Source organism: Stella humosa, assembly GCF_006738645.1.
Lineage (GTDB): Bacteria > Pseudomonadota > Alphaproteobacteria > ATCC43930 > Allostellaceae > Allostella > Allostella humosa.
This window is the reverse complement of sequence record NZ_AP019700.1, coordinates 1226458-1238901: the sequence shown is the minus strand read 5'-3', so window position 1 is coordinate 1238901 and position 12444 is coordinate 1226458. Positions and strand designations below refer to the sequence as shown.

The 12444-nt window shown below is 70.8% G+C and carries 11 protein-coding genes; 9 read left to right on the top strand and 2 right to left on the bottom strand.

The features are described from left to right. Positions 1-9 precede the first annotated feature (9 nt). Positions 10-1605: a gamma-glutamyltransferase gene (ggt, locus tag STVA_RS05865; RefSeq protein WP_245978295.1), complete on the bottom strand. Its 1596-nt coding sequence runs from the start codon at positions 1603-1605 to the stop codon at positions 10-12. A gap of 118 nt (positions 1606-1723) precedes the next feature. Between ggt and STVA_RS05860 the strand changes: the two genes are divergently transcribed. From STVA_RS05860 to STVA_RS28520, 9 genes are all read left to right on the top strand, one after another. Continuing rightward, complete coding sequence (locus STVA_RS05860; RefSeq protein ID WP_123689521.1) at positions 1724-3790, top strand: hydantoinase/oxoprolinase family protein; 2067 nt, start codon at positions 1724-1726, stop codon at positions 3788-3790. A gap of 140 nt (positions 3791-3930) precedes the next feature. Beyond that, positions 3931-4992: an ABC transporter substrate-binding protein gene (locus tag STVA_RS05855; protein ID WP_123689522.1), complete on the top strand. Its 1062-nt coding sequence runs from the start codon at positions 3931-3933 to the stop codon at positions 4990-4992. Between the two features lie 22 nt (positions 4993-5014). Continuing rightward, positions 5015-5860: an ABC transporter ATP-binding protein gene (locus STVA_RS05850; RefSeq protein WP_123689523.1), complete on the top strand. Its 846-nt coding sequence runs from the start codon at positions 5015-5017 to the stop codon at positions 5858-5860. A 6-nt stretch (positions 5861-5866) separates the two neighbouring features. Beyond that, positions 5867-6691, top strand: coding sequence for an ABC transporter permease (locus tag STVA_RS05845; RefSeq protein WP_123689524.1), 825 nt, complete (start codon positions 5867-5869; stop codon positions 6689-6691). Continuing rightward, on the top strand, positions 6688-8403 hold the full coding sequence (locus tag STVA_RS05840; RefSeq protein ID WP_123689525.1) for a hydantoinase B/oxoprolinase family protein: 1716 nt from the start codon (positions 6688-6690) through the stop codon (positions 8401-8403). Before STVA_RS05845 ends, STVA_RS05840 begins: the two co-directional genes overlap by 4 nt. Before the next feature lie 36 nt (positions 8404-8439). Then, positions 8440-9510, top strand: a complete 1071-nt coding sequence (locus STVA_RS05835; protein WP_123689526.1) for a patatin-like phospholipase family protein — start codon at positions 8440-8442, stop codon at positions 9508-9510. A 40-nt stretch (positions 9511-9550) separates the two neighbouring features. Next, positions 9551-10489: a threonine ammonia-lyase gene (locus tag STVA_RS05830; RefSeq protein ID WP_123689527.1), complete on the top strand. Its 939-nt coding sequence runs from the start codon at positions 9551-9553 to the stop codon at positions 10487-10489. A gap of 62 nt (positions 10490-10551) precedes the next feature. Then, positions 10552-10797: a type II toxin-antitoxin system ParD family antitoxin gene (locus STVA_RS05825; protein WP_123689528.1), complete on the top strand. Its 246-nt coding sequence runs from the start codon at positions 10552-10554 to the stop codon at positions 10795-10797. Continuing rightward, positions 10794-11099 carry a type II toxin-antitoxin system RelE/ParE family toxin gene (locus STVA_RS28520; protein ID WP_123689529.1) on the top strand — a complete coding sequence of 102 codons (306 nt, stop codon included), beginning with the start codon at positions 10794-10796 and terminating at the stop codon, positions 11097-11099. Before STVA_RS05825 ends, STVA_RS28520 begins: the two co-directional genes overlap by 4 nt. Positions 11100-11109: 10 nt before the next feature. Here the strand turns inward: STVA_RS28520 and STVA_RS05815 are convergent, their stop codons facing one another. Then, the gene (locus tag STVA_RS05815; protein WP_123689530.1) at positions 11110-12378 is read right to left on the bottom strand and encodes a hydantoinase/carbamoylase family amidase; all 1269 of its coding nucleotides are present in this window, start codon (positions 12376-12378) and stop codon (positions 11110-11112) included. Positions 12379-12444: the final 66 nt, after the last annotated feature.

The window sequence follows — 12444 nt, the reverse complement described above, 5'->3', positions numbered from 1 at the left end:
CGCGTGGCATCAATAGCCGAGCGCGCAGCCGTCCTTGCGCTTCTCGGACCCGCCGATCAGCACGCCGCGCTCATGGTCGATCCAGATGGCCTGGGCACCGCCGGTCGGCGCATCGAAGCGGCCGATGACATGGCCGCGGGCCGCCAGGTCGCCTGCGATGTCCTCGCCGATCGGGTCCTCCAGCTTCAGCTCGCCCTCATAGGCGAAGGTGCGCGGGCGCTCGATCGCCTCCTGCGGGTCGTCGCCGCGATCGATGATGTTGGAGATGAGGTTCGCATGGCCGACCGACTGGTAGTGGCCGCCCATGACGCCGAACGGCATGACCGCCTTCCCGTCCTTCAGCAGCATGCCGGGGATGATGGTGTGGAACGGCCGCTTGCCGCCCTCGATCCGGCTCGGATGGTCGTCGTCGATGCGGAAGCCCATGCCGCGGTTCTGCAGGATGACGCCCGACTTCGGCGCCGTGATGCCGCTGCCGAAGCCCGCGAACAGCGAGTTGATGAAGGAGACGGCGTTGCGGTCCTTGTCGACGACGCAGAGGTAGGTCGTGTCCTTGTGCTCGACGCCGTTGTAGTGGACGCCGGCATGGGCCTCGTCCATGCGGATGCGCTTGCGGATGGAATCCGCCTCCTGGCTCGACAGCAGGCGCTCGATCGGCACCTCGGCGAAGCGCTGGTCGGCGAAGTAGGTGTCGCGCCGCCAGTAGGCGGCCTTGCCGGCCTCGGCCAGCAGGTGGATGCGGTCGGCCTCCGACATCGCCCCTTCCGACAGGTCGTAGCCGGCCAGCACGTTGAGGATGATGAGCGCGGTCAGCCCCTGCCCGTTGGGCGGGATCTCGCACACGTCGTAGCCGCGATAGTTCGTCTGCACCGGGGTGACGTACTCGCACTCCTGCGCGGCGAAGTCCGACAGCTCGTGCAGGCCGCCCAGCGACTTCAGCTTGGCGACGATGTCCTCGGCGACGCGGCCCTCGTAGAAGCCGGCGCGGCCCTTCTCGCCGATCAGGCGGAGAGTGGCGCCCAGCTCGGGCGAGCGATGCTTGTCGCCGACGCCGGGGGCCTTGCCGCCCGGCAGGTAGGAGCGCGCGGTGTCGGGGTCGGACTGCAGCTTGTCGACGCTGCCGGCCCAGTCATGGGCCACGCGCGGGGTCAGGATGAAGCCTTCCTCGGCCGCCTTGATCGCGGGCGCCAGCAGCTCGGACAGCGGCATCGTCCCATGGTCGGCCGCCAGCTTGCACCAGGCGTCGATGGCGCCCGGGATGGTGACGGCATGCGGCGTGCGCAGCTCGATCTTGGAGATCCCGCGATCCTTGTACCAGCCGACATTGGCCGCCGCCGGCGCCCGGCCCGAACCGTTGAGGCCGATCGGCGCGCCGCCCTTGGGGCAATAGATGACGAAGCAGTCGCCGCCGATACCGGTCGACTGCGGCTCGATCACCGACAGCATGGCGATCGCCGTGATCGCCGCATCCATGGCATTGCCGCCGCGGCGCAGCACGTCGAGCCCGGCCAGCGTCGCGCGCGGGTGCGCGGTCGCGACCATTCCGTCCTCGGCATAGTTGGCGGAGCGGCCGACGTTGAAGTCGCGGATCGGCGATGCGCGCATGGTTCAGGTTCCTTGTATCCGGGGGTACGGCGCGGAATGGATGGCCGATCATAGCCGCCCGCGCGGCCCGCGTGCTAGCCTCGGCTTCCCGCCGACCGATACCAATCCGACAGGTTCCATGCCCGCCTTCGCCGGTTCCGTCCGTATCGCCGTCGACATCGGCGGCACCTTCACCGACCTGCAGATCCTGGACGAGGCGACGGGGCAGACCGCCGCCCACAAGGTGCCGACGACGCCGGCCGACCCGTCCGAGGGGTTGATGCGCGGCATCGCCGAGGCAGCCGAGAGGCTGGGATTCGAGATCGCGCGGGTTTCTGGCCTGATGCACGGCACGACGATCGCGACCAACGCCGTGCTCCAGCGCCGGCTGGCCCGCGGCGCCCTGATCGCCACGGCCGGGTTCGAGGACGTGCTGGAGATCGGCCGCCATGTCCGGCGCGAGATCTATTCGCGCATCGCCGAGCCGCGCACGCTGCTGATCCCGCGCCGCCATCGCTGGGGCGTGCGCGAGCGGCTGGACGCCGCGGGCGAGGTGGTCGAGCCGCTGGACGAGGCAGACGCCCGTCGCGTCGCCGCCGAGATCCGGTCGGCCGGCATCGACGTGGTCGTGGTGTCCCTGCTCCACGCCTATGCCAACCCGGCACACGAGGAACGCCTGGCCGCCATCCTGCGGGCCGAGATCCCCGGCTGCCACGTCTCGCGCTCCAGCGCCATCAGCCCGGAGATCCGCGAGTTCGAGCGCACCTCGACCGCCGTCCTCAACGCCCTGCTGATGCCGGTCGTCGCGTCCTACATCGAAAAGCTGGGCGCCCGGGCGGCGGCCGCCGGCTTCGCCGCGCCGATCTACCTCGTGCAGTCCAACGGCGGCGTCACCACGCCCGCCGTCGCGGCCGAGGAGCCCGCCCGCCTGATCCTGTCCGGCCCGTCCGGCGGCGCGCTCGCGGCCGAGACGCTGGCCGCCGCCCTGGGTCGGCCGAACCTGGTGGCCGTCGACATGGGCGGCACCAGCTTCGACATCTCGATCGTCCATGACGGCCATACCCGGCTGGTGACGCAGGGCGAGATCGACGGCTGCCCGGTGCGCCTGCCGATGATCGAGATCCGCACGATCGGGGCCGGCGGCGGCTCGATCGCCGCGGTCGACGCGACCGGCCGCCTGTCGGTTGGCCCGGCCAGTGCCGGCGCCGTACCCGGCCCCGCCTGCTATGGCCGCGGCGGCAGGCTGGCGACGGTGACCGATGCCAATGTCGTGCTGGGACGCCTCGATCCCGGCTTCTTCCTGGGTGGGACGATGCGGCTCGACGGCGCGGCCGCCCGCCAGGCGGTGGCCGACGGCGTCGCCGGTCCGCTCGGCCTGGGGCTGGAAGCGGCTGCGGCCGGGCTGCTGGCGGTGGGCGTGGCCACGATGGCAAACGCAACCCGCCTGTCGCTGTTCGAAAAAGGGCTGGACCCCAAGGATTTCGCCGTCGTCTCGTTCGGCGGCGCTGCCGGCCTGCATGCCGTCGAGGTGGCCGAGGCCCTGGGCGCGGACACCGTCATCTTCCCGCGCGACCCCGGCACGCTCAGCGCCTGGGGCATGCTCTTCGCCGATATCGTCCACGACCTCGCCCGCTCCCGCCTGGTGCCGGCCCTGGCCGGTGCGGTGGCCGAACTGGCCCCGCTGGTGGCGACCCTGCGGCAGGAGGGCGACGCGTTGCTCGCCCGCGACGGGGTGCCGGCGGGCGAGCGCGAGTTCCGCTTCGCGCTCGACCTGCGCTACAAGGGCCAGGCCTACGAGATCACCGTGCCGCTGCCCGACCGGGCGTTCGACGCCGACGCCCTGGCCGAGGCCGCGGCCGACTTCCATCGCCGGCACGCCATGCAGTACGCGCACAGCGACGCGGCGGCCGTGCCCGACGTCGTCACCGTGCGCCTGGCCGCGGTCGGCCGCCTCGCCAAACCCCGCCCCCGCCCCTTCACGCCGGCCGAACGCTCGGCCGCCAAGGGAGCGCGCCGGATCTGGATCGAGCGCGCATGGGTGGATGTGCCGGTGCACGACCGCGACGCGCTCGGCATCGAGCCGCTGGCCGGGCCGGCCATCATCGAGGAGCCGCATTCCACGCTCTACCTGCCGCCGGGCTGGACCATGGCGCCGGCGGCGACCGGCGACCTCGTGGCGACCTGGGAGCGGCCGCCCGCAGGCTAGGTACCCGGCCCCACCCTATGCGCGATATTCGAGGATGGACGGCGCGACGGGCGTTCGGCATCCTGGCCGCCGATCCTGGCCCATGAGGCCGGCGCCGGAAACGGGCGCAAATCGGAACAATCGGATCGGAGGAGACGCACATGCTCGACAAGCGATTGGGACGCCGGCAGGTCCTGCAATCGACGGCGGCCCTGGTGGGCGCCGGCGCCCTCGGCAGCGCCTGGACCGGTCCGCTGTTCGCCCAGGGCAAGCTCGAGAAGCCGAAGGTAACGCTGGCCGTCGGCGGCAAGTCCGCCCTCTACTACCTGGCGCTGACGATCGCCGAGCAGAAGGGCTTCTTCAAGGACGAAGGGCTGGACCTCGAGATCAACGACTTCGCCGGCGGCAGCCGCTCGCTCCAGGCGCTGGTCGGCGGCAGCGCGGACGTGGTGGCGGGCGCCTACGAACACACCATCCGCATGCAGGCGCGCGGGCAGGAAGTGCAGTCCTTCGCGCTGATCGGGCGGGGCATGCAGATCGCCATCGGCATCAAGGCCGACCGTGCCGACAAGGTGAAGTCGGCGGCCGACGTGAAGGGCATGAAGTTCGGCGTCACCGCGCCCGGGTCCAGCACACACATGCTGCTGATCTACTGGATCGCCAAGGCCGGGCTGAAGGCGACCGACGTGGCCGCGATCGGCACCGGCGCCGGGGCGTCCGTGGTGGCGGCCGTCGACAAGGGCGAGATCGACGGCGTGTCGCAGACCGATCCGGTCGTGACCATGCTGGAGCAGCAGGGCGCCATCAAGGTCGTGGTCGACACCCGCACGATGAAGGGCAACATGGATGTGTTCGGCGGCGCCCTGCCGGCGGCCTCGCTCTATTCGACGTCCGACTTCGTTAAGGCCAACCCGAACACCGTGCAGGCGCTGGCCAACGCCATCGTCCGCGCCAACCAGTGGCTGCAGAAGGCGACGCCCGACCAGGTCGCCGACACCGTCCCCGCCGGCTATCTGCTGGGCGACCGCGAGTTGTACAAGAAGGCATTCGTCAACGTGAAGGACGTGATGTCGCCGGACGGCTTGATGCCCGACAACGCGCCCGAGACCTGCCTGAAGTTCCTGACCACGTCGGACCCCGCGATCAAGGGCGACACGATCAAGCTGGGCCTGACCTGGACCAATGACTTCGCGAAGAAGGCCAACGAGAAGCACAAGGCCTGAGCGGCAGGACGGAAGCGGCCAGATGACGATCCCGGTCAGCCATACGCCGGCCAGCCATACCCCGGCCTTGGCGCTGCGCGACATCACCTGCCGCTTCCCGTCGCCGGACGGCCAGGGCACCTACACGGCGGTCGCCGACACCACGCTGGTGGTCGAGGCGGGCGAGTTCGTGTCGGTGGTGGGGCCGACCGGCTGCGGCAAGTCGACCCTGCTCAACGTCGCCGCCGGGCTGCTGGCGCCGTCGTCGGGCACGGTCGAGGTGTTCGGCCAGCCGATGGCGTTCGACGGCAGCGTGAACCGGCGGGCGGGCTACATGTTCCAGACCGACGCGCTGATGCCATGGCGCAACGCCATCGGCAATGTCGTGGCCGGGCTGGAGTTCCGCGGCGTGGCGCGGGCCGAGGCGGTCGAGCGCGGCCAGGAATGGCTGCGGCGGGTGGGGCTGTCGGGCTTCGGCGACCGCTACCCGCACCAGCTTTCGGGCGGCATGCGCAAGCGCCTGGCGCTGGCCCAGACGCTGATCCTCGACCCCGACATCCTGCTGATGGACGAACCCTTCTCCGCGCTCGACGTGCAGACCCGCCAGCTCATGGAGAACGAGTTGCTGGCGCTGTGGGCGGCCAACCGCAAGTCCGTCCTCTTCATCACCCACGACCTGGAGGAGGCGATCGCGCTGTCCGACCGGGTTGTCGCCCTGTCAGCCGGCCCCGGCACGCACCCGATCGGCGACTTCGTCATCGACCTGCCGCGGCCGCGCGACGTGTCGGAGATCCGCATGGACCCCGGCTTCCTCGCCTTCCACAAGGACATCTGGAACGTGATGCGCGAAGAAGTACTGAAGGCCTATGCCCGGCAGCGGGCGGCCTGAACGGCGATGGCAACCCGTCTGCGCATCAGCCGCGTGCGGCTGCGCATCTACCAGGTGGCGCTCCTGGTCGCCGTCCTCGTCGCCTGGCACCTGCTGACGGTGCCGGGCCTGCTGCCCAACTTCTATTTCGACCGGCCCAACCGCGCCGCCTTCTTCTTCGGCGAGCCGCTGAAGGTTGCCGACCGCATCGTCGACTGGTTCGTGTCGGGCGAGATCTACGGCCACCTGTGGATCACGCTGGTGGAGACCATGCTGGCCTTTGCCATCGGCTCGGTCGCGGGCCTGCTGATCGGCCTGTGGCTCGGCCTGTCGGAAATGGCGTCGGCCATCCTCGACCCCTACATCAAGGCGGCGAACTCCATGCCGCGCGTCGTGCTGGCGCCGATCTTCGCGGTGTGGTTCGGGCTCGGCATGTGGTCCAAGGTGGCGCTGGGCGTGACGCTGGTCTTCTTCATCGTCTTCTTCAACGTCTACCAGGGCGTGCGCGAGGTGAGCCCGACCATCCTCGCCAACGCCCGCATGCTGGGCGCCAACCGGCGCCAACTGCTGACCGCGATCTACCTGCCGAGTGCCACCAGTTGGGTCTTCGCCAGCCTGCACAATGCCGTGGGCCTGGCCTTCGTGGGCGCGGTGGTGGGCGAGTATCTGGGGTCGGCCCGCGGCGTCGGCTACCTGATCCTCCAGGCCGAGGCGACGTTCGACATCAACACCGTCTTCGCCGGCATCGCCGTGCTGACGGCGTTCGCCCTGGTGCTGGACGGCATCGTCGGCATCGTCGAGCGCCGGCTGATGACCTGGCAGCCGCGCATGGCCGAAACCGACCGGACATGACGGCACCCGACCCCATCCGGCCCGACCCGATCCGCCCCGATCCCATCCGACTGGAGATCATCCGCCACGCCCTGGTGGCCGCGGCCGAGGAAATGAGCATCACCGTCTGGCGCACCAGCCGGTCGTCGGTGGTGCGCGAGATCCTGGACTATTCGACCTGCGTCTTTGACGCGAACGGCCGCAGCATCGCCCAGGCGGCGCGCATGCCGGTGCACCTGAATTCCATGCCGAGCTGCCTGGCCGACATCCTGGCCGGCCCCTTCCCGATCGAAGGCTGGGACGAGGGCGACGTCATCGTCACCAACGACCCCTATGCCGGCGGCCAGCACCTGCCCGACATCCAGACCTTCAAGCCGGTCTTCGTCGACGGCCGGCTGGTGGCGATCGCCGGCATTCTGGTCCACCACCTGGACGTGGGCGGCGGCGCGCCGGGCAGCTACTACGCCCAGGCGACCGAGATCTTCCACGAGGGCTTCCGCATCCCACCCTTGAAGCTGGTGGAGCGCGGGCGGCGCAACGAGCAGGTGATCCAGCTCCTGCTGCGCAACAGCCGCGAGCCCGAGAATGTCGGCGGCGACTTCGCCTCGCAACTGGCCGCGCTCGACGTCGGCGTCGCCAACCTGCAGCGGCTGGCCCGGCGCTACGGGCCGGACACGCTGCAGGCCGCGGCCGACGCCATCCAGGACCAGTCCGAGGCGGCGATGCGCCGCGCCATCGCCGCCATTCCGGACGGCACCTGGAAGTTCACCGACCATGTCGACGATGACGGGATCGAGGACCGGCCGCTGGCCGTGGCCGTCACCCTGACGGTGGCCGGCGACACCATCGCGGTCGACCTGGCGGGATCGAGCCCGCAGGCCGCGGGTCCGGTCAACTGCACCCTGAACATGACCAGCTCGGCCGTCATCTGCGGCGTGATGATGGCGATCGGCGCCGACATCCCGGCCAATGCCGGCTGCTATCGCCCGATCACGATCGCCGCCCCGCCCGGCAGCGTCGTCAACGCCCTGTCGCCGGCGCCCGTCGCCAACCGCATGGCGATCGGCCACCGGGTGGTGAATGCCGTGCTGGGGGCCTTCGCCGGCGCCCTGCCGGGACAGATCCCGGCCGCCTACTACGGCGTCAGCTATGCCTATGCCCTGGGGTCGCGCCGGACGGACGGGCAGCGCCAGGTCTATTTCGACCTGGAATGCGGCGGCTGGGGCGGACATCCGGATGCCGATGGGGCGGCCGCCTTCTCCTGCGGCTTCCACAACATCTCCTCCTCGCCCGTCGAGATGATCGAAGCGACTTACCCCGTGCGCTTCCTGCGCTATGGCCTGGCGCCCGACACCGGCGGGGCGGGCTTTCGCCGCGGCGGCACGGGGCTGGAGCGCTCGTTCCTGCTGACCGCGCCCGAGGGTCGGTTCGCCGCCAACCTCGACCGCTTCAAGTTCGCCCCCTACGGGCTGGAGGGTGGCGAGCCCGGCAGCACCGGCCGGCTGGAGGTGCGCCGCAGTGGCAGCGACGATTGGCAGTCCTTGCCGTCCAAGGTGGCTGGCCTGCCGCTCGCCGTGGGCGATGCGATCCGCCTGGTGACCTCCGGCGGCGGTGGCTGGGGCGACCCGGCCGGGCGCGAGGCGGCGCGCGTGGCCGACGACGTGGCCGACGGTTATGTCTCGGCGGGTGCGGCCGGGCGGCAATACGGGCCGCGGGCGGCCGCCGCCGACTGACCTTGCTGCATTGCAGCAAAGACCCTATGTCGGGGTATGAGCACCGACATCACCACCCCCGCCCAACCGGCCAAGCCCAAGCCCATCAACGTCGCCCTCCAGGGCGGCGGCGCCCATGGCGCCTTCACCTGGGGCATCCTCGACCGCCTGCTGGAGGATGGCCGGGTGGAGATCGAGGGCCTGTCGGGCACCAGTGCCGGGTCGATGAACGCCGTCGTCTATACCTACGGCAAGCTGACCGGCGGTCCGGCGGGGGCACGCGCGCTACTCGACCGCTTCTGGCGGCGCATCAGCCAGGCCGGCAGCGTCTTCAGCCCGATCGGCGCCAGCGCCTGGGGCCATTGGTGGACGGGCTCGTGGAACTTCGACGACATGCCGAGCTACCGCGCCTTCTCGGCCATGACCGGGATGCTGTCGCCCTACGAGTTCAACCCGCTCGACCTCAACCCGCTGCGCGACATCGTGGGCGAGTTGGTGGACTTCACGGCGTTGCAGGGCTGCGACGACACCCGGCTGTTCATCAGCGCCACCAACGTCCGCACCGGCCGGGTGCGCGTCTTCCACGCCCATGAGGTGACGCTGGACGTGGTGATGGCGTCGGCCTGCCTGCCCTTCCTCTACAAGGCGGTGGAGATCGCGGGCGAGTCCTTCTGGGACGGCGGCTATGTCGGCAACCCGTCGCTGTGGCCCTTCTTCTACCACACGCGCACGCCCGACCTGCTGGTGCTGCATGTGAACCCGATCGAGCGCGACACGATCCCGCGCACCGCGCCCGAGATCAACAACCGCCTGAACGAGATCACCTTCAACGCCTCGCTGATCGCCGAACTGCGCGCGATCCGCTTCGTCCAGCGGCTGGTGCGCGAGGACTGGCTGAAGGACGAGCACCGGGACCGCGTGCGCGATATCCGCATGCATGCCATCCGCGCCGACCAGGAGCTGCTCGACCTCAGCGCCGCCAGCAAGTTCAACGCCGACTGGGGCTTCCTCAGCGACCTGCGCGACCGCGGGCGCCGGGCCGCCGACGAGTGGCTGGCGGCCCACTGGGATGCGGTCGGCGAACGGGATTCCGTCAATCTGGCGCGGGAGTATCTCGATCGCCCGTAGGACGGGTATAAGGGCGGCCCATCCGACCGGAGTCCCGTCCATGTCCGTTACCATCGCCGATATCGAGCGGGCCCAGGCCCGCATCGCCGGCGCCGTGCGCCGCACGCCCTGGGTCGAGGCCGCCCCCGCCCGCGCGGCCTTGGCCGGCCGCGTCGCGCTCAAGCTCGAATGCCTGCAGGTCACGGGCTCGTTCAAGCCGCGGGGTGCCATCAACGCCTTGCGCTCGCTCGACCCGGCGGCGGCCGCGCGCGGGCTGGTGACGGCATCGGGCGGCAACCACGGGCTGGCAGTCGCCTTCGCCGGCCATGGGGCCGGCCTGCCCGCGACGATCTTCCTGCCGGAGACCGTGCCGGCGGCCAAGGTGGCCGCGCTGAAGTCCTGGGGGGCCGATGTGCGCATCGAGGGCGCAGTGTGGGACGACAGCAACCGCGCCGCGCTGGCCCACGCGCAATCGAGCGGCCAGGCCTACCTTCACCCGTTCGGCGACCCGGCGGTGATGGCGGGCCAGGGCACGCTGGGGCTGGAGATCCTGGAGCAGATCCCAGACGCCGACACCCTGCTGGTGGCGATCGGCGGCGGCGGGCTGGCGGCCGGCGTCGCCACGGCGGCCAAGGCGCGCCGGCCCGGCATCCGCATCGTCGGCATCGAGCCCACGGGCGCCCCCACCCTCTACGAGAGCCACCGCGCCGGCCGCGTCGTCACGCTGGACCGGGTGACGACGGCCGCCGGCACGCTGGCCCCCAAGGCGACCGACCCCCGCACCTTCGCCGTCATCGAGCGCCATGTGGACGACTTCATCCTGGTCGACGACGAGCAGATGCGGACGGCCGCCCGCTGGCTGTGGCAGGAGCACAACGTCGCGGCCGAACTGTCGGGTGCGGCCGCCGTCGCCGCCCTGATGGCCGGCGCCTACAAGCCCCGCGCCGACGAGCGCGTCGTCGCCATCGTCTGCGGGGTAGGCACGGACGGGATCGGGTAGGCGTCTTGCCAATCGCCACCCGCGCGAACAACTATCGGAGCGTTCAGGATCGGAGGACAGCCATGGCGCAGAACACCTCGGTCGTGCTCGATGACCATTTCCTGGCCTTCGTGGACCGGCAATTGACCGCTGGCAGATATCGCTCGGCCAGCGATGTCATCCAGGCCGGCCTGCATCTGCTTGAGGATCACGAGCGCAAGATCGAGGCGTTCAGGGCCGCACTGATCGAGGGCGAAGAAAGCGGCTCGGCCGAAGACTTCGACATCGAGCGGTTTCTCCAGGAAAAGCGGGCCGGCCAGGGTCAGTGAGGAGGCTGCGTCTCCTGCCGGCCGCCCGCAGGGATGCTGACGAGATCTGGGACTATTCTGCAGACCGCTGGGGTAGCAACCAGGCGGACGAGTACCTGCGAGCCCTGATCGCCGCCGGACAGGCGATAGCGGATGGCCGGCGGCAGGGGGGCAGGATCGCGGGCGTCCGGCCCGGCTATTGGAAGCTCGCCGTCGGCGCCCACCTTCTCTGCTACCGCTTCGCAGGGGACGATGCGCTCGAAATCGTCCGCATCCTTCATCAGCGGATGAACGTCGAAAGCCGGCTGCGACGGGATCGGTAGCGTCGGGGCGCTACCGCCCCGCCAGCGTCACCAGCGTTTCCGCCAGCACCCGCGCGCCGGCGGCGAGGTCGGCGGGGGTGGCGTTCTCGGCTTCGGCGTGGCTGATGCCGTGTTCGCAGGGCACGAAGATCATGCCGCTGGGGGCCGCCACCTGCATCGGGCCGGCATCGTGGCCGGCGCCGGAGTTGATGCGCATGTGGCCCAGGCCCAGGCCCTTTGCCGCTTGGTCCACGGCGCCCGGCACGAGGTCGAGGAAGGTCAAGGGCTTGCCGCGCGCAGTCTGGTGGACGGTGACGGCGCAGCCCTTGCGGTTGGCCTGGCAGATCGGCTCCACCTGGTCGCCGAGGCTGGTCAGCACGGCGTCGTCGGGGTGGCGGAAGTCGATGGTGAAGGCGACGTGCCCCGGCACCACGGCCGGCGCGTTGGGGGTGACGACGAAGCGGCCGACGGTGAAGCGCACCGTGTCCGACGGGTCGTCGTGGAAGACCTTCTCCAGGGCCGCCACCATGGCGACGGCGGCCGACAGCGCATCCTTGCGGCGCGCGCGCGGGGTGGTGCCGGCATGGGCGTCCGCGCCCTCGATCTCGACCCGGAAGCGGCGGGCGCCCTGGATGCCGGTGACGACGCCGATCTGCAGCCCCTTCTCCTCCAGGATCGGCCCCTGCTCGATATGGGCCTCGACGAAGGCGGCGATGGGAAAGCCGAAGGTGCGCTCGGGCAGGTCGGGCAGGGCCGCCCGGGCGGCGTCGACGGCCTCGCCCACCGTCACCCCGTCATAGTCGGCCACGGCGCGGGCATCGGCCAGCGGCGTGCGGCCGACGAAGACGCCCGATCCCATCGTGCCCATGGGAAAGCGCGCGCCGCCCTCCTCGCAGGTCCACACCACCGTCTCGATCGGGCGGCGGGTGCGGATGCCGGCGGCCTCGATCGCCTCCATCGCCTCGAAGGCGGCCAGCACGCCATAGATGCCGTCGAAGCGCCCGCCCGACGGCTGGGTGTCGGTGTGGGAGCCGGACAGCACCGGGTCGGCATCGTTGTCGGTGCCGGGGCGGCGGATATAGAGGTTGCCGATCGCATCCATGCTGACCTGCCAGCCGTAGGGCTTGGCCCAGTCGGCCAGCAGGCGGCGCGCGGCGATGTCGTTGGCATCGAGCGCCAGCCGGCGCACGCCGCCCTTGGGGGTGCCGCCCAGCTTCGCCATGTCGACGTGCCGCTGCCACAGCCGCGCCTCGTCCACCTTGGCCGCCGCACTGCCGAATCCGTTGCCGCCGTCCGCCATCGCCCGCACTCCCTCGACCCAGTCACCAGACAGAATGCGGCCAAGTGCCCGGCCTGTCGAGATTGC

Coding starts and splice junctions, on each gene's coding strand:
- STVA_RS05825 (WP_123689528.1), top strand. CDS start 10,552: ATGGCGCAGAACACCTCGGTCGTGCTCGATGACCATTTCCTGGCCTTC.
- ggt (WP_245978295.1), bottom strand. CDS start 1,605: ATGCGCGCATCGCCGATCCGCGACTTCAACGTCGGCCGCTCCGCCAAC.
- STVA_RS05855 (WP_123689522.1), top strand. CDS start 3,931: ATGCTCGACAAGCGATTGGGACGCCGGCAGGTCCTGCAATCGACGGCG.
- STVA_RS05835 (WP_123689526.1), top strand. CDS start 8,440: ATGAGCACCGACATCACCACCCCCGCCCAACCGGCCAAGCCCAAGCCC.
- STVA_RS05840 (WP_123689525.1), top strand. CDS start 6,688: ATGACGGCACCCGACCCCATCCGGCCCGACCCGATCCGCCCCGATCCC.
- STVA_RS05845 (WP_123689524.1), top strand. CDS start 5,867: ATGGCAACCCGTCTGCGCATCAGCCGCGTGCGGCTGCGCATCTACCAG.
- STVA_RS05830 (WP_123689527.1), top strand. CDS start 9,551: ATGTCCGTTACCATCGCCGATATCGAGCGGGCCCAGGCCCGCATCGCC.
- STVA_RS05815 (WP_123689530.1), bottom strand. CDS start 12,378: ATGGCGGACGGCGGCAACGGATTCGGCAGTGCGGCGGCCAAGGTGGAC.
- STVA_RS05850 (WP_123689523.1), top strand. CDS start 5,015: ATGACGATCCCGGTCAGCCATACGCCGGCCAGCCATACCCCGGCCTTG.
- STVA_RS05860 (WP_123689521.1), top strand. CDS start 1,724: ATGCCCGCCTTCGCCGGTTCCGTCCGTATCGCCGTCGACATCGGCGGC.